Below are 20,904 nucleotides of genomic sequence, written 5' to 3'. Positions count from 1 at the left end.
ACGCCGAAGGCGCAGGTCACCGCAGGTGCGGCGCGGATCCAGGGACATCATTCACGGTCGGGGCGGCCTGCGTCGAGGCCCGGACGGCCCCGGCGTCGTTCCGGCCGCGGCTCGTGGCGGACTGGAAGGCCGACAGGCGCGACCTCAGCTGCTCCGGGTCCCGCTCGATACGGGCCGTGAACCGCTCGGTCGACGCGGTCGACTCCCCCGCCCGCTGGCGCCGCGCGAGGCCGCCGGCCTCGCCCGCGACCGTCGTCGGGCGGTACGTCTGCTCGTTCGTCGAAGTCACGTTCCCTTCCTGGAAGACGCCGCGCTGCAGCATCGTGGACATCTCCTCGTAGAGGACGGCCGAGGCCATCCACTCCGACCGCGCCTCGACGGTGTCGGGCACGAAGTGCGGGTCCAGCGGGTCGTAGCCCGCCGGCTCCGTCGGGCGCAGCGGCAGCACCGAGCCGCCGTACGACGTCGCGGCGGAGGCGGCCGGCTCGTCGGCCGGCGCCGGCACCTGTGCCTCGTCCCGCGTCGTCCCGTACGCCGTCGCCCCGAAGGCCGGGGCCTCGGGCAGCGCCGGCTCCGGCGCGGCCTCGGAGGCGGCGGGGAAGGGCGACGCGGTCGGGACCGCCGGGGCCACCGGCTCGTCGGCCGAGGGCTTGCGCCCGAACAGGCCGCGCTTGCGACCGCCCTGCGCGGGCGCCTCGCGGCCGGCGCGACGCCCCGGGAGGTCGGCGATGAGGTCCTCGAACGGCGGCAGCTCCTGGAACGCGTCCTTCCCCTGCGCCTCCGCCGGCGCGAGCGAGGTCGTCGGTGCGAACGGGCTCGCGGACGGAGGCGTCACGGGGTCGAACGACGCCCCGGGGACGGCAGCCGGGACCGGCCCGGCGGCGGGCTCCGTGACCTCGCGGACGACCGGGTCGAACGACGACGTCACGGGCTCCGCGTAGGGCACGGGTGCCGGCTCGTGCCGCACCGGCTCCTCGACCGGATGTGCGGGCTCGACCGGCGCGGCGGACGCGACGTCCCGCGTCGGCAGCGCCACGGCCGGCGCCGCCTCGGTGGCCGGCCTGTACGGCTCCGGCTGCACGGGCGCGAACGCCTCTGCCGCAGGCGTGTCGACGGGCGCCTCGTAGGGCGTCTCGACGGGCGCGGCCGCGTACGGGGCGTCCTGCGCGGACACCGGTGCGACGGGCTCGGGGAGGACCGGCGCCGCGGGCGCCGGGTCGGCCGGCGTCAGCGGGGCGAGCTCGTCCGGGAGTGCCGCCGGGTCCTCCGTCACCGCGTCGAGCTGGAGCGTGCTCTCGGTCTCGGAGGCGTCGAGCGACCCCATCGAGCGGAAGCTCGAGAACAGGCCCGCCCGCTGGTCGACGCCGAGGACCGGTGCGGACACGGGCTCCGGCTCGGCGACCGGCTCGGGCTGCGCCCGGTGCCGGCTCGGCAGCGAGCCCGCCGAGGCCTCGACCTCGGCCGGCGGCCGCCAGGAGTCGGTGGTCGCCTCGTCCAGGTCCGGCAGCTCGGGCGTCGCGAGCGGCGGCAGCACGATCGGGCCGGTGTCCGGTCGCGTCACGGCCTCGCCGGAGCCGACGCCGGAGCGCCGGCGGCGGGGCATGCCGATCGACGTCGTGCCGTCGGTCAACGCGTCCAGGTCGACCGGCACCGCGGCCGGCGGCTCGGGCTCGACCGGGAGGGCGGCCGACGCGACCGGGGCGACCGGGGCCACCGCCGGGGTCGGCATCGTGGGGGGCTCCGCCGCGTCCGGGACCCCGAACGACGGTGCGGGCTCCGGAGCCTCGAAGGGCACCGCGCCGATCGGCCCGGGGGCCTGCTCCTCGAACGCCTCCGCGATCTGGCCGCCGAGGTCGGCGGCGGCGTTCTGCGTGGCCGCCTCCAGCGGGTCGGTCGGCTGCGGCAGCGGCAGGGCGTCGTCGGGCAGGAACAGGTCGGCCGGGAAGACGACCGTGACCTCCGTGCCCGACCCTGACGCTCCGCCCTGGTACCGGACCTGCGCGTTGAGGCGGTCGGCCAGGCGGCCGACCACGTAGAGGCCGAGGCGCTGGGCGCCGACGGCGTCCGACGCGGAGCGGCTGGAGACCTTGGTGTTCGCGTCCGCGATCTCCTCGGGGCTCATGCCGAGCCCGTGGTCGCGCACGGTGACGACGACGCCGCGCTCGTCGCGCGACGTCGACACCTCGACCGGCGTGTGCGGCTCGGAGAACATCGTCGCGTTCTCCAGCAGCTCCGCCAGCAGGTGCGCGGAGCTCAGCGCGTTGTGGCCGAGCATGTGCGGGTCGACGCCCAGGTCGAGGCGGACGCGGTCGTAGAGCTCGATCTCGGACGACGCCGTGCGGACGACGTCGGAGATCGGCATCGGGTTGCGCACGCGCCGGCCCGAGTCGATGCCCGCGAGCACGAGGAGCGACTCGGCGTTGCGCCGCATCCGCGTGGCCAGGTGGTCCAGGCGGAAGAGGTTCGACAGCGTGCTCGGGTCCTCCTCGGACCGCTCCAGCTCGTCGAGGAACGACAGCTGGCGGTTGAGGAGCACCTGGTCGCGACGCGCCACGTTGACGAACATCTCCGCGATGGAGCCGCGGAGCGCGGCCTGCTCGCGCGCGACGACCATGGTCGTCTCGTTCACCTCGTTGAAGGCGGCCGCGAGGCGTCCGATCTCGTCGCTGGACTCGACGGGCACCTGCACGAGGTCGATCGACGGCGCCTGCCCGGGCACCGCCATCTGCTCCACCATGCGGGGCAGACGGTCGCGCACCTCCGCCGTCGCGGAGGTCAGGCGGGCCAGCGGCTGCACGATGCGGCGCGCGATGAGCAGCGCCAGCAGGAACGACACGAGCACGACGCCGAACGCCGCCGCACCGGTCAGCAGGGCGGCGGTCTGCGCGCTGCCCGCGAGGTCCTTCGAGTACTCGACCGCGGCGTCGCGGGAGTCGTCGCGCACCGGCTGCGTGGACTCGACCCAGCCCTGCGAGAGCGCGTTCCACTGGCTCGCGACCTCGGGGTCGATGCCGGAGAAGTTCAGGTAGCGCAGCTGGAGGCGGGCGCGGTCGAGGTCCGCCTCGTAGCCGGGCACCTCGAGCTCGCCCGGGATCAGGTCGAGCTGCTCCTGCGCGGTCGCGATCAGGCCGTCGGTGGTCTGCAGCAGGTTCACCATGCGGCCGTTGAGGTCCGACGGCGGTGCCTCGCCCTGCCCGAGGAGGGCCAGCGCCGCCCCGGCGACCGGTCGCTCCATGGTGTTGGCGAGCATCGCCTCGTCGAGGGCGACGTAGGCGTTGATGTGGCGCGTGAGACCGGCGTCGTCGCTGCTCTGGGCGATGGCGCGCGGGACGTCCAGCGCGTTCTCGCTCAGCGCGGTGTACCGCTCGGTCGCGCGCGACTCGGAGAGCTGGCCGGAGATGACGTTGCGCTGCAGGTCGTCCAGGACCGTGCGGTCACGGAGCGTCCGGTTCACGGCGTCCTGCACGTTGGTGGGCAGGGCGGTGGTGTCGAGCACCTCGAGCGCCTCGTCGCGGGCGTCGAGAGCGCGGTCGGTGGTCTCCTGCGCCTTGACGAGAGCCTTCTTCGCGCCCGGGATCCCCATGTCGGCAGCGATGTTCGTGGCGCGCTCCGCGGCCACGGCGGAGCCTGCGTCGTCCTGCAGCTGCAGCGACTCCATCAGGGCCGCGGTCTGCTCTGCGCTGCGGTTCTCCTGCAGCGACTGCCAGGTGATCCAGCCCGCCGTCAACGCCAGGACGAAGATCGGCACGGCGAGTGTCGCAAGAATCTTCCCGCGAACGCCCAACCTGCGGAGCATCTGAACCTCTCTCCAACACTGTTCGTCGAGGCGGGCGACCGTCGTCGTCCGATCCTCGGGTGGGTGCCATCACGTCCGGCACCACTCCCCGCGCCCGGCTGGGCTTCCAGGCACGCGAGTAGGCTCCATCGGTGTGCGAGCGGTCACGATATCGGCACCTGGCGGTCCAGGGAAACTCACCCTATCCCTCGTCAACCTGGGCAAACCGGGCCCCGGCGAAGTTCTGATCGACGTCGCCGCCGCGGGGGTCAACCGCGCTGACCTGCTGCAACGCGCCGGAAACTACCCTCCGCCGGCCGGCGCTCCCGAGTGGCCGGGGCTGGAGATCTCGGGTACGGTCCGCGCGCTCGGGCCGGGGGTGACCACCTGGGCGCCCGGCGACCGCGTCGTCGCGCTGCTCGAGGGCGGGGGCTACGCCGAGCAGGTCGTGGCGCGTGCCGCCCAGCTGCTGCCCCTGCCCGACGGCGTCGACCTCGTCGACGGCGCCGCGCTGCCGGAGGCCGTCTGCACCGCCTGGACCAACCTCGTCGACACCGGCCGGCTGCACGCGGGCGAGACGCTCCTCGTGCAGGGCGGCTCGGGCGGCGTCGGCAGCGTCGCGATCCAGCTCGCCGCGGCGCTCGGGGCGCGCGTCGTCGCCACCGCGGGCGGCCCGGAGCGCGTGGCGCGCTGCGTCGAGCTCGGCGCGGACGTCGCCGTCGACCACCGCACGCAGGACGTCGTGGCCGCGGTGCGCGACGCGACCGGCGGGCGCGGAGCCGACGTCGTGCTGGACGTGCTCGGCGGCGGCGGCCTCACCGACAACGTCCGCGCGCTCGCCCCGGGCGGCCGGCTCGTCGTCATCGGGCTGCAGCGGGGCCGCCGCGGGGAGCTCGACCTCGACGCCCTCATGGCCAAGCACGCCTGGGTCACCGGGACCCTGTTGCGTCCGCGCAGCGCCGCGGAGAAGGCGGCCCTGGTCGCGACCGTGTGCGAGCGGGTGTGGCCCCTGGTCGCCAACGGCCGGGTGCGGCCCGTGGTGCACGCCAGGGTGCCGTTCGCCGAGGCCCCTGCCGCGCACGAGCTACTCGAGTCCGGCGCGGTGTTCGGCAAGGTGCTCCTGGTGCCCTGACGCCCGCCGGACGCCCCCGGGCGCCCACGGACGGCCTCCCGGAGCCCCGACCGGCTCCTGTCGGCCCCGTGGGCCACACTGGGACGCATGACCGAGAGCGACGACGGCACTCGCGACACCGACGGCACCGCCCCGCGGGTGGTCACCCCGGACGGGGAGACCACCGAGCCGGTGGGCGTCGCGGCCCCCGGCGAGGAAGGCGAGCCCGAGGAGACGTCGCGGATCGAGGAGCCCGCCAAGGTGATGCGTATCGGCGGCATGATCAAGCGGCTGCTCGACGAGGTGCGCGACGCCCCGCTCGACGACGCCGCCCGCACCCGGCTGGCCGAGATCCACGAACGCTCCCTCGCGGAGCTGGAGGAGGGCCTCTCCCCCGACCTCGTCGAGGAGCTGCACCGCATCACGCTCCCGTTCTCGGACGAGGGAGTGCCGTCGGACGCCGAGCTGCGGGTGGCGCAGGCCCAGCTCGTCGGGTGGCTCGAGGGTCTGTTCCACGGCATCCAGACGGCGCTCGTCGCCCAGCAGATGGCGGCGCAGGCACAGCTCTCGCAGATGCGGCGCGCGCTACCGCCCGGTGCGCATCACGCGCCCTTCGGCCCCAGCGGGCCGGCGGGCCCGGGCCAGCCGGCCGGTCCGCCCGGGCAGGACGACCGGCGCCCCTCCCCCGGTCAGTACCTGTAGCCCGTACGTGCAGCCCGACCGGGTCCCGCGGGGACCGGTCAGGTCCGCGCCGTCATGACGATGGCGCCGGAGACGAGCGCGAGGCCGGCCAGCTCCGGCCAGGTGGGGACCTGCTGGAGGACGACGGCGCCGACGAGGACGGCGGTCGCGGGCAGGAGCGCGAGCATGACGGAGAACCGGGCCATGCCGACCCGGCGCAGCACCACCTGGTCCAGCACGTACGGGACGACGGACGAGCAGACCGCCACGACCAGCAGGAACAGCAGGAGGGGCGGGTCGGTCACGACCTCCGGCGTCGATGACGCGAAGAACGGCGCGAAGGCGACGGCACCCGCCACCATGCCGACCGCGAGCCCGTCGACACCGGACCCGCCATGGGCGACCCGCTTGCCCAGCACGATGTAGCCGGCCCAGCACGCGGCCGCGGCGAGGACGGCGCTCAGCCCGATCACGGCGTCCTCGCGCGAGATCCCGGAGCCCAGGGTGACGCCCGCGAGCAGCACCACGCCGGCCGCCGCCACCACGATCGCCGCCCGCTCCTGCCAGCCACGGCCCGTGACGGCGGCGACGGCCACGGGGCCGAGGAACTCGATCGCGACGGCGACGCCGAGGGGCAGGTGGTCCACCGCCACGTAGAACACGACGTTCATCGCCGCGAGGACGACGCCGAACAGCGCGGCCGCGACGAGGTCGCGGCGGGTCCAGCGCCGTCGCCACGGGCGCCGCCACGCGAGGAGGACGACGGCGGCGAGCGCGATGCGCCACCAGCCGACCGCGGGCGCCCCCAGCCGGTCGAAGAGGCCGACCGCGACGGCCGCGCCCGCGTACAGGGTGATCCCGGAGACCAGGAACATGGCGGGGGCAGGCACGCGGTCCAGCACTCCGCGCGAGGAGGGGGCGGGGGTCGACACCCCCGGGAGCATACGGGCGCAGCACATCCGGACCGCACCCGCGACGGGGAGCCCTCCCCACCCAGGATGTGGACGGGACGTGGACGAGCCCTGGACGTCGCGTGCGCACACGCCCTACGCTCGCGGGGCTGTCAGGGCCGGCGCGCGATCCCGCGCGCACCGCGGGGCGTCTTCGTCCCCGCCGCCCTCCCCCACGACCCAGTGAGGCCGCCATGTCCTTCCCGGACGCGATCAAGTCCGTCTTCTCGCAGTACGCCACCTTCACCGGCCGCGCGCGCCGGTCGGAGTTCTGGTTCTGGTACCTGTTCCTGGTGATCGTCGCCGCGGTGGCGGGCATCCTGCTCGGCATCGTCGGCGCGGCGTCGCTCGACACCACCACCGGGACGTTCGGCGCCGGGTACTTCGTCGTCACGGCGCTGGTCGGGCTGATCAGCCTCGCGCTCCTCGTGCCGACGATCGCCGTCATGGTGCGCCGCCTGCACGACCAGGACAAGTCGGGCTTCTACTGGTTCATGTCCTTCATCCCGCTGGCCGGGCCGATCATCATGCTCGTCTTCTACGCCACGGACGGCACCCACGGCCCGAACCGGTTCGGCCCGGACCCGAAGGGTCTGCCGGCCGGCCCGGCCGCGCCCTACGGCGCTCCGGCGGTCTGACCGCAGCACGAGACGCACGACGACGGCGGTCCGGGCGGATGCCCGGGCCGCCGTCGTCGTCCCCGTGTCCGCATCGCCCTGCGGCGGGTCGGACTCAGCCCTTGACCGCGCCCGCGAGCATGCCGCGGACGAAGAACCGCTGCAGCGCGATGAACACGATCAGCGGCACGACCATCGCGATGAACGCGCCGGCGGTGAGCAGGTACCAGTCCCCTCCTCGCGTGCCGGCCAGCTCGGCGATCTTCACCGTCAGCGGCTGGTACTCGGGGGCGGCGAACGTCAGGCCGACGAGCAGGTCGTTCCACACCCACAGGAACTGGAAGATCCCGAACGACGCGATCGCCGGGACCAGCAGCGGGAACAGGACGCGGAAGAAGATCTTCACGTGCCCGGCCCCGTCAACCCGGGCCGCCTCCACGAGGGAGGCCGGGATGTCCTTCATGAAGTTGTGCAGCAGGAAGATCGCCAGCGGCAGCGCGAAGATCGAGTGCGAGAGCCACACCGTCCAGAAGCTGCCGTTGACGTTCCAGTCGACGTAGTCCGACAGCAGCGGCACCAGCGCGATCTGCAGCGGGACCACCTGCAGCGAGAACACGGCCACGAACAGGAAGTTCCGGCCCGGGAACTTGATCCACGCGAACGCGTACGCCGCCAGCAGCGACAGCGTGATCGGGATGAGGACCGCGGGGATCGTGATGACGAACGAGTTCACGAAGAACGTGGACAGGTCGTTGCTGTTCCCGTACAGCGCCTCGTTGTAGTTGTCCATCGTGAACTGGGCGTCCCCGGTGAACAGGTCGCCGAACACGGTCCACCAGCCCGTGCGGCGGATGTCCTCCTGCGGGCGGAACGACGTGATGAGCAGGCCGAGCGACGGGATCGTCCACAGGATGGCGATGATGATCGCGATGCCCGAGGCCCACGGGGAGCTCAGCTTGCCCTTCGTGGCGATCGCCCGGCGCTCCAGGCGCGAGAGCTTGCGGACGCCCGCCTGAGGGACGTCGTCGTCGAGGGCGGAGCCGGCGACGGCCTGGCCGGGGGTGGGGGTCGAGGTCATCGGATCTCCTCCGACTTGCGCATCTGCCGCACGTTGTACGCGATGATCGGGATCACCAGGATGAACAGGACGACGGCGAGCGCCGCGGCGAGCCCCTGGTTCCCCTGCCGGAACGCCTGCGTGTAGAACTCGTTGGCCACCACCTGCGTGCCGAACTGGCCGCCCGTCATCGTGCGGACGATGTCGAAGGCCTTGAGCGTGCCCATCGCGATCGTGGTGAGGACGACGACCAGCGCCGGCCGGATGCTCGGCACCGTGATGTAGCGGAACATCCCCATGCCGTGCAGCCCGTCGAGGCGGGCGGCCTCGACGATGTCGTCCGGGATGGCCTTGATCGCCGCGGACAGCACCGTCATCGCGAACCCGGTCTGGATCCAGATCATCACCACGATGAGGAACCAGGTGTTCCACGGCTGCCCGATGAGGAACTGCTGCGGCGGCAGGCCGACCCACACCAGCACCTGGTTGAGCAGGCCGATCTGGTTGATGTTCGCCTGGTCGGGCCGGAACTCGTAGACGAACTTCCAGATGATCGAGGCGCCCACCATCGAGATCGCCATCGGCACGAACACGAGCGCCTTGGCGAGCTTCTCGAACCGGGTGCGGTCCACCAGGACTGCATACCCGAGTCCGATGACGGCGCTCAGCAGCGGCGCGAGGATCACCCAGGCCGCGGTGACCAGCAGCACCTGCTGGAACTGGCCCTCGGTGAACGCCCGCACGTAGTTGTCGAAGCCGATGAACTCGGTGCCGTTGCGGTTGAAGAACGACTGCCACAGCGTGATGAGGCCGGGACGCAGCAGGCCGTACGCGAGGAACAGGAGCGGCACGCCGACGAATCCGGCCGCCACCACCCACGACGGGATCCGCTTCGGCCGGTCCACCAGGAACAGGATGAGGCCCATCACCGCGGCGAAGAGCGCCACGGCCACCACCATGAGCAGGAACTTCTGCCCCGTGGTGTCAGGCTCGAGCAACCAGGTCATCGATGACCTCCTCGAGGAGTCGGGACGGAGTCGGGAGCGACGCGCGGTCGAGCACAATCACGCGGCGGGCCGGCTCACTTCGGCCAGAACGCCTCGATCTTGTCGGTGACCTCCTGGGTGCTCGACCCGGTCAGCCAGTCCACGATGCCGTTCCAGAAGGTGCCGGCGCCGACCTCGCCCGGCATGAGGTCGGACGCGTCGAACGCGACGACCGTGTTCGGGTCGGCCAGCACCCCGGCGACGTACTGGTCGAACTCCGTCGACAGGTTGTTCGGGTCGAGCCCGTTGTTGGCGCTGACCCAGCCGCCGTCCGGCGTGGCCAGGGCCTTCTGGTTGGCCCAGTCCGCGCTCGAGAGGTAGGTCTGGAAGGCCTGCACCTCGGGCCGGTCGTTGAACGCCGCCACGAACTCGCCGCCGCCGAGCATCGGCTTGACGTCGGTCTGGTCCGTGGGCAGGTAGAAGGCGAACACGTCGCCGGTCTCGGAGACCTCGGTGCCCTCGGGCCACTGCGTCTGGTAGAAGTTCGCCGCGCGGTGCATCCAGCACTGCTGGTCGAGGATGCCGTTGCCCGCGTCGGTCCACGACTGCGTGGCGATCGAGTCGACGCCGCCCAGGCCGGCGTTGACGTAGTCCGGGTTCTTGAGGATCTCACCCGCCGTGTCCCACGCCTTGACCACCTTCGGGTCGTTGAAGGGGATCTCGTGGGTGTACCACTTCTCGTAGTCCTCGACGCCCGCGGTGCGGAGCATCATGTCCTCGATGAAGTCGGTGCCCGGCCACCCGGTCGCGTCGCCGGACTCGACCCCGGCGCACCAGACCTGGCCGCCGGTGTCGTCGTGGATCTTCTGGGTGAGGTCCATCAGCTCGGTCCACGTCTGCGGCACCTCGTAGCCGGCGTCGGAGAACATCGACGGCGAGTACCAGACGAACGACTTCGCGTTGGCGCCCAGCGGCGCGGAATAGAAGGTGCCGTCGACCGTGCCGTAGCCCTTCCAGGTCTCGTTCCAGAACTCGTCCACGTTCTTGGCGGTGGCGTCCGGGGCCGGCTGGATGGCGTCCGGATAGTCCTTGACGATCGTGTTGAGCAGGCCCGGCTGCGGCAGGTAGGCGATGTCCGGGGCGTTGCCCGCCTTGATCCGGACGAGGAGCTGCGCCTCGAACTCGCGGGACGCCTCGTAGTCGATCTTGACGCCCGTGCAGTCCTCGAAAGCCTTGTACGAGTCCTGCTGGGTGGCCCCCTCCGGGTCCACGATCGACGTGTACACGCTCACGGTCTTGCCGTCGAGGTCGCCGAACTCGTCATAGGCGGAGCAGTCGATCTCCGCGCTGGAGGCGCTGGTCTCCTCCTCGCCGACACCGCCCTCGCCGTCGGGGTCGCTGCAGGCGGCCAGCACGAGCGCGAGGCCCGCGCCGGTTGCCGCCAGCGCCAGTGCGCGTCGCCGCGCCGTCGTCGTTCGTCTGGTCATTGCCGAGCTCCTCCACTGCGTCGTGGTCCACGGAGGTGTTCCCGCCGATCGGCGGCCCGTGATCCCTGGTCCCCCTGACCGGGATACTGCCTCCCTCCAGAGTTCACCGCACCCCCACCTGCAGGTGCAAGTTCCTGCAAGTCGTTTCACGGTCACGACTCGGTGACGATTCGTGACACCCTGGGACCCGGACCCCCGTCACGTACCTTCCGAGAGGACCGCCATGATCGAGCTGAGGAGCCCGCGAGAGATCGACCAGATGCGCCCCGCGGGGCGTTTCGTGGCCGAGGTGCTCACGGCCGTCCGCGACGCTGCCGCCGTCGGGGTGAACCTCCTCGAGCTCGACGCCGTCGCGCACCGGATGATCCGCGACCGCGGCGCCGAGTCCTGCTACATCGACTATCACCCGTCGTTCGGAGCCATGCCCTTCGGCAAGGTGATCTGCACGTCCGTGAACGACGCCGTCCTGCACGGGCTGCCCCACGACTACGCGCTGCGCGACGGCGACCTGCTGAGCATCGACTTCGCCGCGTCGGTGGACGGCTGGGTGTCCGACTCCGCCCTGTCGTTCGTCGTCGGGACCTCCGCGTCGCCGCAGCGCGCGGCCGCCGACGCGAAGCTCATCGAGACCACCGAGGTGGCGCTCGAGGCGGGCATCGCGGCCGCGGTCGCCGGCAACCGGATCGGCGACATCTCCGCCGCCATCGCCAAGGTGGCCCGCGGCGCCGGCTACGACATCAACACGGACTTCGGCGGCCACGGCGTCGGGCGCACCATGCACGGCGACCCGCACGTGCCGAACGACGGCCGCCCCGGCCGCGGGTTCCCGCTCAAGCCGGGCCTCGTCATCGCCATCGAGCCGTGGTTCCTCGAGACCACCGACGAGATCTTCACCGACCCCGACGGCTGGACCCTGCGGTCCGCCGACGGCAGCCGCGGCGCGCACAGCGAGCACACCATCGCCGTCACGGACGACGGCCCACTGGTCCTCACGGCGCGCAACTGACGCGCCGAGATAGAGAACCCCGGACCGCGAGATAGAGAACCCCGAGCCTCTCTATCTCGCGTTCCGGGTTCTCTATCTCGGTAGGGAGAGCAGCACCGGCACCACGCCGTCCTCGTCGACGGGGCCGGTGACCTCGTCGGCCGCGGCGCGCACGACGTCGTCCGCGTGCCCCATCGCGACGCCGCGGCCGGCCCAGCGCAGCATGTCGACGTCGTTGCGTCCGTCGCCGACGGCCACGGTGTCCGCGGGGTCGACGCCCAGGCGCTCGCGCAGCCGCTCCAGCCCCGACGCCTTGGTGACGCCCTTCGGTGCCACGTCCATCCACGCCGTCCAGCCGACGGCGTAGGTGACGTCGCCCAGGCCGATGCGCGCCGCCATCGCGCTGAACTCCTCCGGGGTGCGCTCGGGGCTGCGGATGACGACTCGCGTCACCTCGCGGGCCCACAGCTGCTCGAAGTCGACGACCTGGTGCACGCCGTCGAGCTCGCCCTCGGGGAACAGCGCGTTCATGCGGAAGCCGATGCCGATGTCCTCGACGGCGTAGCGCGCGTCGGGCAGCTCCTCGCGCAGCAGGCGCAGCGCGGGGCCAGGGTCGAACGTGCGCACCTCGTCGAGCTCCCAGCCGTGCGGGAGGGCGGCGTCCAGGCGCACGGTCACGGCGCCGTTGGAGCACACCATCCAGCCGGTCGTGATGCCGAGCAGCCGCGCCACCGGCGTCATCGCGATGAGCGACCGCCCCGACGACAGCACCACGTGGTGCCCCGCCGCCTGGACCGCCGCGACGGCGTCGCGCACCGCGGGCGACAGGCCGCCGTCGTACCCGAGCAGCGTGCCGTCGATGTCGAGGGCGACCAGGCGCGGGGCGGGCTGCCCGCTCACGCGACCGGCTCGAGCACCTCGAGGCCGCCCAGGTAGGGCCGCAGCCCCTCGGGCACGCGGACCGAGCCGTCGGCCTGCTGGTGGTTCTCGAGGATGGCGACGATCCAGCGGGTGGTGCCCAGCGTGCCGTTCAGCGTGGCGACCGGGCGCGTGGTGCCGTCCACGGTCCGCTCGCGCACGCCCAGGCGACGGGCCTGGAACGTGGTGCAGTTCGACGTCGAGGTGAGCTCGAGGAAGCGTTCCTGGGTGGGCAGCCACGCCTCGCAGTCGAACTTGCGCGCGGCGGACGTGCCGAGGTCGCCCGCGGCCGTGTCGATGACGCGGTAGGGCAGCTCGACCTTGGCCAGCATCGCCTCCTCCCAGGCCAGCAGGCGCTGGTGCTCGGCGGCCGCGTCCTCCGGGTCGCAGTAGCTGAACATCTCGACCTTGTGGAACTGGTGCACGCGGATGATGCCGCGGGTGTCGCGGCCCGCGGCGCCGGCCTCGCGGCGGTAGCAGGCGCTCCAGCCGGCGTACCGCTTCGGGCCCGCCGACAGGTCGATGATCTCGTCCGCGTGGTAGCCCGCAAGCGCCACCTCGCTGGTGCCGACCAGGTACAGGTCGTCCTTCTCCAGGTGGTACACCTCGTCCGCGTGGCTGCCGAGGAAGCCGGTGCCGCGCATCGTGTCCGGCTTGACCAGCGTCGGCGTGATCATCGGCGTGAAGCCCGCGCTCACCGCCTGGTCCACCGCCGCGTTCAGCAGCGCCAGCTCGAGGCGCGCCCCGATGCCGGTGAGGAAGTAGAACCGCGAGCCCGACACCTTGGCGCCGCGCGCCGTGTCGATCGCGGCGAGACCCTCGCCGAGCTCCAGGTGGTCGCGGGGCGCGAAGCCCTCGGCCGCGAAGTCGCGCGGCGTGCCGACCTCCTTGACGACGACGTAGTCGTCCTCGCCCCCGGGAGGCGCGCCCTCGACGACGTTCGCGATGCCGTACAGGAGCTCGTCGAGCTGCTTCTCGGCGTCCGACGCCTCCGCCTGCCGCGCCTTCACCTGCTCCGCGAGGTGCTTGGTGCGGGTCAGCAGCTCGGCCTTCTCGTCGCCCTGCGCCTTGGCGACCTGCTTGCCGAGCGCCTTCTGCTCCGCCCGCAGCGACTCGAACTCCGTGAGGGAGGAGCGACGGCGCGCGTCGGCGTCGAGCGCCGCGTCCACGAGAGCGGGGTCGTCGCCGCGGGCCAGCTGGCTCGCACGGACGACGTCGGGGTTGTCGCGCAGCAGTCGGAGGTCGATCACGCCCGCAAGCCTAACGGCCGGGCCGCACGCGGCCCCACGGATATCCGCGGAGCTCGGTGCCGTACTACCTCGGCAGGTTCCGTACTACCTCGGCAGGTTCCGTACTACCTGGGCAGGTCCGGTACTACCTCGGCAGGTTCCGTACTACCTGGGCAGGTCCGGTACTACCTCGGCAGGTTCCGTACTACCTCGGCACGTGGGCACTCCTTCGGCGTGAGATGGACGACTTCGCCGGGTCCGGGCGGCTGATCCGTCGTAGGTTGCCGTCATGCCGGACGAGTACGCGGAGATTGTCGCGCTGGTCGTCGCGCTGGCCCTGGTGCTCAGCGCGCTCGCCGCGACGCTGGTGCTGTGGCGCCGCGCCCGGACCCGCGAGCACGTCCTCGCGGCACGGGACGCGCAGCGTGCGCAGGAGGGCGAGGCCCAGGGGATGCGGCTCGCCGTCGTCATCAACCCCTCCAAGGAGGGCGCGGCAGACGTGCGCGCCGTCGTGGAGCGGGTGTGCGCCGACGCCGCGCTGCCCCACCCCCTGTTCTACGAGACCACGGTGGACGACCCCGGCACCGGCCAGGCCCGGCGGGCACTGTCCGACGGCGCGGACGTCGTCGTCGCCGCGGGCGGGGACGGCACCGTGCGCGCCGTGGCGGAGGTCCTGGCCGGGACCGGACGCCCGATGGGCCTCATCCCGGTCGGCACCGGCAACCTCCTCGCCCGCAACCTCGACCTGCCGCTCACGTCGGTGACCGACGCCGTCGCCGTCGTCCTGGGCGGCACCGACCGCGCCATCGACGTCGGCCGCGCCCGGGTCAGCGAGTTCGCCCCCGGCGCCGAGCCCCTCGTCGACGGCGACCCCCACCAGGCGCACCTCTTCCTCGTCATCGCGGGGCTGGGCTTCGACGCCGCGATGGTGGCCGACGCGGACGACCAGCTCAAGGCCAAGGTCGGCTGGGTGGCCTACTTCGTCGCCGGGGCACGGCACCTGCACGGCCGGCGCATGCGCGCGACCATCCGCCTCGACGACGGCGAGCCGGTCGAGGCGCGGCTGCGCAGCATCATGGTCGGCAACTGCGGCCGGCTGCCCGGCGGCATCACGCTGCTGCCCGACGCCGTCATCGACGACGGCGAGCTCGACGTCGCGGCCATCGACACCCGCGGCGGCCTGGCCGGGTGGGCGCAGCTGTTCGGCGAGGTCGTGGCGCAGGGCCTCGGCGTGCGCAACGACCTGCCCGGCAAGATCGGCCGGATCGACCACACCCGCGCCCGCCGCGCGGTGATCCGGGTGGACGACGGCGAGCAGGCGCAGGTGGACGGCGACCCGCTGGGGAACGCGGTCGAGCTGGAGACCTGGGTGGAGCCCGGCGCGCTCGTGGTCCGGACGGGATGATCGCGTGAACGTCCGGCGTCCCGCGGCGGCCTCGCGGACCCCGCGACCGGGCGGTGCATAGGCTGGCCCGCGTGATCCGCCCCGCCCGCGCGCTCGTCGCGTCGACGTTCGCCCTGCTCGCCGCCCTCCTCCTCGGAGCGCCGGCGGCGTCCGCGGCCCCGGCGCCGGCGGACGCCGAGCCGCCCGAGACCCCGCTGGTGCTCGCGGGGGTGTCGGGCCTGCAGTGGTCCGACGTCGACGCGGTGCGCACCCCGCACCTCTGGCGGCTCATCGGGGGCGGGTCGGTCGCCTCGATCGCCGTGCGCACCCTCACCCCCACCTGCCCGGTCGAGGGGTGGCTCAGCCTGTCCGCGGGCAGCAGGGCCGTCGCGCAGCCCACCCTCCTCGAGGATGCGGACGAGGGCGACGAGGAGGAGGGGCAGACCCCCGACGACGGCGCGCCCGCGCTCGGCTGCACCTCCGTGCCCGTGCCCCGCACGACGGCGGGCGGCACGGAGACAGGCGCGGAGGCCGGCACGGAGCGCACTCACGTGCCCGGGTGGACGGAGCTCGCCGCGAGCGACCCCCTGACGCCGAACGCCGCCGAGCCCGGCGCGCTGGGCGAGGTCGCCGACGTCGCGCGGGCCTGCACGACCGCCGTCGGGCCGGGCGCCGCCGTCGCGCTCGCCGACGCCGACGGCGACGTGGCGCGCTACCTCCCCGACGTGGGGCGTCTCACGGCCGCGCACGTGGCGGAGTGCCCGGCCACCGTCGTCGACCTGGGCGTGCTGCCCGACGCCGCGAGCGAGCGCACGGCCGCGGTCGAGGAGCTCGACGCGCAGGTCGGCCGCCTCGCCGACCTGCTCCCCGCCGGCGGGCGGCTCGTGGTGGCCGGGATCTCCGACACGCCGCTCGGCCCCGCGGACCTCCAGGTGGTCGTGGACTGGACGTCACCCGGCGGCAGCGCGACGTGGCTCACCTCGACGTCGTCCCGCTGGGCCGGCGTGGTGGTGCTGGCCGACCTGTCCGCGACCCTCGCCGACACCGTCACCGGAGGCGCCCTGTCCGGGACCTCGGCCGACGACGACGCGACCGACGACGAGCCGGCGGCCGACGGGGCAGACGAGGCCGACGAGGCCGACGAGGCGCTCACCACCGCCCTCGCGCCGTTCAGCGGCTCCCCTCTGGAGCGGGGCGACGACCGCCGCATCTCCGTGTCCCGCACGGTGGAGAACCGGCAGTACCTCAGCGTGCTCACGGACACCGTGCCGCGCCTGTCCCCGCTGGTGCTCGGGCTCGTCGGCCTGGCCGACGTCGTCGTGGTGGGCGCCCTGCTGCTGGCCCGCCGCCGGGGCGCCCGCCTCGACGCTCCCGACGCGGGCCGCCCGGCCGGGCCGCGGTACGGCCGCCGCGTCGGGCTCGCCGTCCTCGTGGTCGCGTCGAGCCTGCCGGTCGCGGCGTCGCTGGCGACCCTGTCGCGCTGGTGGGCGGCGCCGTCCCCGGTGACGACGCTGGTCCTGGCGCTCACCGTCGCGGCCCTGGCCGCCGCGCTGGTCGCCTGGTTCGCGCGCCACCTGCTGCCGCGGTCGCCGTGGCGCCTGGCCACCAGCCTCGCGGGCGTGACGTGGCTGGTCGCCACGGTGGACGGGCTCACCGGCACGACGCTGCAGCAGGGCTCGCTGCTGGGCCCGGCGCCCTCCCTGGGCGCGCGGTTCTACGGCTTCTCCAACACCGTCTTCGCGGTCTACGCGGTGGTCGGCCTGGTCCTCGCCGCGGGGCTCGCGGCGGCCGTGCGCGCCCGGGGCGGCAGCCCGGCCCGGGCCGGGTGGACGGTGGCCGCGGTGGGCCTGGTGACCGTGCTGGTCGACGGCCTGCCGCCGTTCGGCGCGGACTTCGGCGGCATCCTGGCCCTCGTCCCGGGCTTCGCCGTGCTGGCGCTCGGCGTGGCGGGCGTGCGGATCACCTGGCGCCGCGTGCTGCTCGTGGCCGCCGGGACCGTGCTCCTGGTCGCGGTGGTGTCCGTCGTGGACTGGCTCCTGCCCGGCCCGGGCAGCCACCTCGGCGGCTTCGTCGAGTCGGTCGTCGAGGGCAAGGCCCTCGGCGTCGTGGCCGGGAAGGCCGCCGGCGCGTGGGCGACCGTCGCCAACCCCGCCGGCGCGGCCGCGCTCCTCGTGTGCGTCGCCGCCGCGTGGGCCGTGCTCTCCCCGGAGCGCGCGCGGCTCGACGACCTCGCCCGCGCCTACCGGCAGGACCCGGTGCTGTGGCGGCTCGTCGTCGCGCTGGTCGTGACGGCCGCCGTCGGCACCCTGCTCAACGACTCCGGCGTCGCGGTCGCCGCGATCGTGCTCGCCCTCGCGCTGCCCGTGCTGCTCGCGGGGCGGCTCGCCCACGCCGACGACGCGGGCGCGGCCGGCGCCGGACCCCGGGGCGACGCCGCGCGCGCCGCGGCGCCCGTGCTCTCCCGCGTGCCCGCCGTGCTCGTCGGGGCGTCGGCGGGGCTGCTCGTCGCGCTGCTCGTCGGCACCACGGCGCTGCCCGGCTCGGCGTCCGCGCGGGCCGGCGACGTCTCGACCTCGGGCACCCCCGTGGTCGACGACGCGCACCCCGTCGTCATCGTGGGGACCCAGGGGGTGCGCTGGGAGGACGTCAGCCCGTCCGCCACGCCGACGCTGTGGGACGTGCTGCGCGACGGCGCCAGCGGCGCGGGCGTGACGCCCGCCGTCGGCGGCGCCTCGGCGACGTGCCCGGCCGCCGGGTGGCTCGGCCTGTCGTCCGGGCGCAGCCCCGTGACCGGCGAGACCACCGACGGCGCGTGGTCGTGCGCCCCGTGGGAGGTCGCGCCCGGCGGCACGGGCGACGACGGCGCCGCGACCGTCGACGGGTGGGACGGGCTCGCCGCGCTGCAGTCGTCGTCCGAGTTCCGCCCGACGCTCGGCGTGCTCGGCGACGCCCTCGCCGACGGCGGCGTCTGCACCACCGCCGTCGCACCCGGTGCGGCGCTCGCCCTGGCCGGCCGCGACGGGACGGTGGCGCGCTACCGCGACCTGGACGCGGCGCTCGCCGACCCGGCCGACACCTTCTCGTGCCCCGTCACCCTGGTCGACGCCGGCAGCGCGCCGTACCACCCGGACCCCGAGACCTCCACGGGCCTCGTGCCGCTGACCGACGACGCGACGTCCGACGGCCCCGCCCGCGACGCCGCGCTGCGCGCCGTCGACGCGACCGTCGGCCGCGTGCTGGCGGCGGTGCCCACCGACGCGACCGTGCTGGTGATGGACGTCGGCAACCCGGCCCCCGGACGCCCGTCCCTCGGCGTCGGCGTGGCCGACGCGGACGCGGACGACGCGCCCGCCTACCTCACGTCCGGCGCCACGCACTGGCTCGGCGTCGTGCGGCTGCTCGACGTGCCGACCACCCTCGTCACGGCGTTCGGCCTGCCCGTGCCCGCCGACCTCAGCGGCTCGCCCCTCGAGCTCGCCGCCGAGCGCCCGGGCGGGACCGGGGCCACCGTGCGCGAGCTCGCCGGGCTCACCGAGCGCGACCACATGCTGCGGGTCACGACCGGCACGGTCACCACCGCCCCCGCGTACGTGGGGCTCGTGGCGTTCGCCCTGGTCGTCCTGCTGCTCCCGGCCCTGCGCCGCAGGTCGCCGCGGGCCGCGGGCCTGTGGGCCCGCGTGCTCGACGTCGTCCTGCTCGCGTGCGCCGCGGTGCCCGCCGCCGCGTTCCTCATGACCGCGTGGGGATGGTGGCGCCTCGCCGAGCCCGCGACGTCCCTGTGGGTGACGCTCGGCCTGAGCACCGTCGTCGTCGCGCTCGTCGGCGCCCTGGCCCCCCGCCGGCCCGCGTGGGCGGGCGCGACGGTGATCGCGACGCTCACCTTCCTCGTCCTCACGATCGACGCGATGCTCGGCACGCCCCTGCACCGCGGCAGCCCGCTGGGCTCCGCCCCGACCCTGGGCGGTCGCTACTACGGCTTCGGCAACCCCACGTACTCGGTCTACGCGACGGCCGCCGTGATCGCCGCCGCGGGGCTCGCCACGGCCGTGCGGCGTCGCTGGGGCCGGATCCCCGCCGGGGTGGTCGCCTCGGCGGTCGGCGCCGTGACCCTGGTCGTGAGCGTCTGGCCCACCCTCGGCGCCGACGTCGGCGGCGGGCTGGTGCTGGTGCCCGTCTTCGTCGTCCTCGTGCTCGGCGTCGTCGAGGCCCGCGTCACGTGGAAGCGGCTGATCCTCGCCGGGCTCGCGGGCGTGGCGCTCGTCGCCGCGATCGGCGTCGTCGACTGGCTGCGGCCCCCGGCCCAGCGCACCCACCTCGGGGCGTTCGTGCAGTCCGTGGTCGACGGCACCGCCCTCGAGACCATCGCCCGCAAGGCCGGCTACGCCCTGCGCTCCCTGAGCGGCGGCGTGCCCGCGTGGCTCGCGCTCGCCGTCCTCGTCGGCCTCGTCGCCGTGCTGTGGGGCGGGCCGCGCCTGCGGGCACGGTGGCTGCAGCGCACCGAGGACCGCTGGCCGCTGCTGCGGCCCGTGCTGATCAGCCTGATCATCGCCGGCGTCGGCGGCGCCGTCGTCAACGACTACGGCATCCGCATGGTGTCGATCATGCTCATGGCCGCCGTGCCGCTCGTCGGGTCGATCGTGCTGCGGTCGTGGATGACCGGCGAGCCCGACGGGTCGGCTCAGCCGGCGTCGCCCGAGCGGGTGCCGGCCTCGTCCGAGGAACCCGAGGCGTCCGCGGGACCCGCGTCGTCCGGGGAGTCCGCGGTGTTCGCCGCCTCCGACAGGGCGGAGCGACCCGGCAGGTAGACGGACGTCTCGGGCTCCGGGTGCTGGCGGCCCCGGACGACGAACAGCGCGACGCCCAGCGCGACGGCGACGAACGACGTCCAGATGTTCGCCGGGATGTCGAGCCACGCGTTGCTCGTGGGGTCGATGCGGAGCGCCTCGAGCCAGCTGCGCCCGAGCCCGTACCAGACCAGGTACAGGGCGAACAGCCGGCCCCAGCGCAGCCCGTAGCCGGGCTCGCCGACGGCGTCGGCGCGGACCTCGGCCCGCTGCCGCACCGCCCGCTCGACGAGGAGCAGGACGGCGACGCCCAGCAGGTTCCAGAGCATCTCGTACAGGAACAGCGGGTGGAACAGGGTGTCGTCCGGGAAGCCCGCCACCGGGTGGTCGATCTCCAGGCCCCAGGGCAGCGTGGTCGGCGCCCCGAACAGCTCCTGGTTCATGTAGTTGCCGAGCCGGCCCACCGCCTGGGCCGCGAGCATGCCGGGCGCGAGCGCGTCCGCGAACGACCAGAACCGCAGGCCCGCCCGACGGCACCCGATCCACACGCCGAGCGCCCCGCCGATCAGCGCACCGTAGATGGCGATGCCGCCGTCCCAGATGCGCACCCACTCCCAGTAGCCCCACGTCCCGGTGCCGTCCGAGTAGTCGCCCAGGTGGGTGAGCACGTGGTAGATCCGCGCGACGACGATGCCCAGCGGCACGGCCCACATCACGATGTCGAGCGTCACCTCGGGGCCCGCGCCGCGCGCGACGAGGCGCCGGTGCGTGATCCACGTGGCCAGCACGATCCCGGCGAGCAGGCACAGCGCGTACACGTGGACCGAGAACGGGCCGAGCTCGAGCACCGCCCACGCGGGGTCGGGGCTGGGGATCGAGGTGGCGAGTCCTCCGACAGCGGGCATGGCAGCGGGCATGGCCCGAACCTACCGCGCGCCCG

Annotated in this window: 13 protein-coding genes; 5 read left to right on the top strand and 8 right to left on the bottom strand. The window is 74.1% G+C overall.

The genetic code is table 11. From position 1 onward, the window contains the following. Positions 1 to 16 precede the first annotated feature (16 nt). Positions 17 to 3,748 (bottom strand): sensor histidine kinase, encoded by a 3,732-nt coding sequence (locus tag ACQP6G_RS05510; protein ID WP_429763204.1) that lies wholly within the window; start codon positions 3,746 to 3,748, stop codon positions 17 to 19. Between the two features lie 181 nt (positions 3,749 to 3,929). Here ACQP6G_RS05510 and ACQP6G_RS05505 point away from each other — a divergent pair, with 181 nt between their 5' ends. Continuing rightward, a complete protein-coding gene (locus ACQP6G_RS05505) occupies positions 3,930 to 4,907 on the top strand; it encodes an NAD(P)H-quinone oxidoreductase (RefSeq protein ID WP_429763203.1) in 978 nt (325 codons plus the stop codon). An 87-nt stretch (positions 4,908 to 4,994) separates the two neighbouring features. Then, the gene (locus tag ACQP6G_RS05500) at positions 4,995 to 5,588 is read left to right on the top strand and encodes a bacterial proteasome activator family protein (RefSeq protein ID WP_429763202.1); all 594 of its coding nucleotides are present in this window, start codon (positions 4,995 to 4,997) and stop codon (positions 5,586 to 5,588) included. Between the two features lie 38 nt (positions 5,589 to 5,626). Here ACQP6G_RS05500 and ACQP6G_RS05495 read toward each other — a convergent pair whose 3' ends face one another. Further along, entirely contained in the window at positions 5,627 to 6,457 is an 831-nt protein-coding gene (locus ACQP6G_RS05495; protein ID WP_429763228.1) for an EamA family transporter, read from the bottom strand. Positions 6,458 to 6,711: 254 nt separating this feature from the next. Between ACQP6G_RS05495 and ACQP6G_RS05490 the strand changes: the two genes are divergently transcribed. Further along, positions 6,712 to 7,155 carry a DUF805 domain-containing protein gene (locus ACQP6G_RS05490; protein WP_429763201.1) on the top strand — a complete coding sequence of 148 codons (444 nt, stop codon included), beginning with the start codon at positions 6,712 to 6,714 and terminating at the stop codon, positions 7,153 to 7,155. A gap of 94 nt (positions 7,156 to 7,249) precedes the next feature. Here ACQP6G_RS05490 and ACQP6G_RS05485 read toward each other — a convergent pair whose 3' ends face one another. The 3 genes from ACQP6G_RS05485 to ACQP6G_RS05475 all read right to left on the bottom strand — a co-directional run bounded on the left by ACQP6G_RS05485 (position 7,250) and on the right by ACQP6G_RS05475 (position 10,664). Then, positions 7,250 to 8,212 carry a carbohydrate ABC transporter permease gene (locus ACQP6G_RS05485; RefSeq protein WP_429763200.1) on the bottom strand — a complete coding sequence of 321 codons (963 nt, stop codon included), beginning with the start codon at positions 8,210 to 8,212 and terminating at the stop codon, positions 7,250 to 7,252. Continuing rightward, positions 8,209 to 9,198, bottom strand: coding sequence for a carbohydrate ABC transporter permease (locus tag ACQP6G_RS05480; protein WP_429763199.1), 990 nt, complete (start codon positions 9,196 to 9,198; stop codon positions 8,209 to 8,211). The genes ACQP6G_RS05485 and ACQP6G_RS05480 overlap by 4 nt, the downstream gene beginning before the upstream one ends. Positions 9,199 to 9,272: 74 nt before the next feature. After that, positions 9,273 to 10,664, bottom strand: a complete 1,392-nt coding sequence (locus ACQP6G_RS05475; RefSeq protein WP_429763197.1) for an ABC transporter substrate-binding protein — start codon at positions 10,662 to 10,664, stop codon at positions 9,273 to 9,275. Between the two features lie 223 nt (positions 10,665 to 10,887). Between ACQP6G_RS05475 and map the strand changes: the two genes are divergently transcribed. Then, complete coding sequence (gene map / locus ACQP6G_RS05470; protein ID WP_429763196.1) at positions 10,888 to 11,670, top strand: type I methionyl aminopeptidase; 783 nt, start codon at positions 10,888 to 10,890, stop codon at positions 11,668 to 11,670. Between the two features lie 72 nt (positions 11,671 to 11,742). On the opposite strand, the gene ACQP6G_RS05465 is transcribed toward map, so the two are convergent. Continuing rightward, the gene (locus tag ACQP6G_RS05465) at positions 11,743 to 12,549 is read right to left on the bottom strand and encodes an HAD family hydrolase (RefSeq protein WP_429763195.1); all 807 of its coding nucleotides are present in this window, start codon (positions 12,547 to 12,549) and stop codon (positions 11,743 to 11,745) included. Further along, on the bottom strand, positions 12,546 to 13,817 hold the full coding sequence (gene serS, locus ACQP6G_RS05460; protein ID WP_429763194.1) for a serine--tRNA ligase: 1,272 nt from the start codon (positions 13,815 to 13,817) through the stop codon (positions 12,546 to 12,548). The genes ACQP6G_RS05465 and serS overlap by 4 nt, the downstream gene beginning before the upstream one ends. A 268-nt stretch (positions 13,818 to 14,085) precedes the next feature. Between serS and ACQP6G_RS05455 the strand changes: the two genes are divergently transcribed. Then, positions 14,086 to 15,201, top strand: a complete 1,116-nt coding sequence (locus ACQP6G_RS05455; protein ID WP_429763193.1) for a diacylglycerol/lipid kinase family protein — start codon at positions 14,086 to 14,088, stop codon at positions 15,199 to 15,201. A 4,657-nt stretch (positions 15,202 to 19,858) separates the two neighbouring features. Here ACQP6G_RS05455 and lgt read toward each other — a convergent pair. Continuing rightward, on the bottom strand, positions 19,859 to 20,881 hold the full coding sequence (lgt, locus tag ACQP6G_RS05450) for a prolipoprotein diacylglyceryl transferase (protein ID WP_429763192.1): 1,023 nt from the start codon (positions 20,879 to 20,881) through the stop codon (positions 19,859 to 19,861). Positions 20,882 to 20,904 lie beyond the last annotated feature (23 nt).

This window comes from Isoptericola nanjingensis (assembly GCF_050311635.1).
Taxonomy (GTDB): domain Bacteria; phylum Actinomycetota; class Actinomycetes; order Actinomycetales; family Cellulomonadaceae; genus Isoptericola; species Isoptericola nanjingensis.
This window is presented reverse-complemented; position numbering and strand designations above follow the sequence as displayed.

What these genes read in the sequence shown, in the direction of transcription:
- ACQP6G_RS05480 (WP_429763199.1), bottom strand. Translation starts at nt 9,198, where the DNA reads ATGACCTGGTTGCTCGAGCCTGACACCACGGGGCAGAAGTTCCTGCTC.
- ACQP6G_RS05500 (WP_429763202.1), top strand. Translation starts at nt 4,995, where the DNA reads ATGACCGAGAGCGACGACGGCACTCGCGACACCGACGGCACCGCCCCG.
- ACQP6G_RS05475 (WP_429763197.1), bottom strand. Translation starts at nt 10,664, where the DNA reads ATGACCAGACGAACGACGACGGCGCGGCGACGCGCACTGGCGCTGGCG.
- map (WP_429763196.1), top strand. Translation starts at nt 10,888, where the DNA reads ATGATCGAGCTGAGGAGCCCGCGAGAGATCGACCAGATGCGCCCCGCG.
- lgt (WP_429763192.1), bottom strand. Translation starts at nt 20,881, where the DNA reads ATGCCCGCTGCCATGCCCGCTGTCGGAGGACTCGCCACCTCGATCCCC.
- ACQP6G_RS05455 (WP_429763193.1), top strand. Translation starts at nt 14,086, where the DNA reads ATGCCGGACGAGTACGCGGAGATTGTCGCGCTGGTCGTCGCGCTGGCC.
- ACQP6G_RS05490 (WP_429763201.1), top strand. Translation starts at nt 6,712, where the DNA reads ATGTCCTTCCCGGACGCGATCAAGTCCGTCTTCTCGCAGTACGCCACC.
- ACQP6G_RS05485 (WP_429763200.1), bottom strand. Translation starts at nt 8,212, where the DNA reads ATGACCTCGACCCCCACCCCCGGCCAGGCCGTCGCCGGCTCCGCCCTC.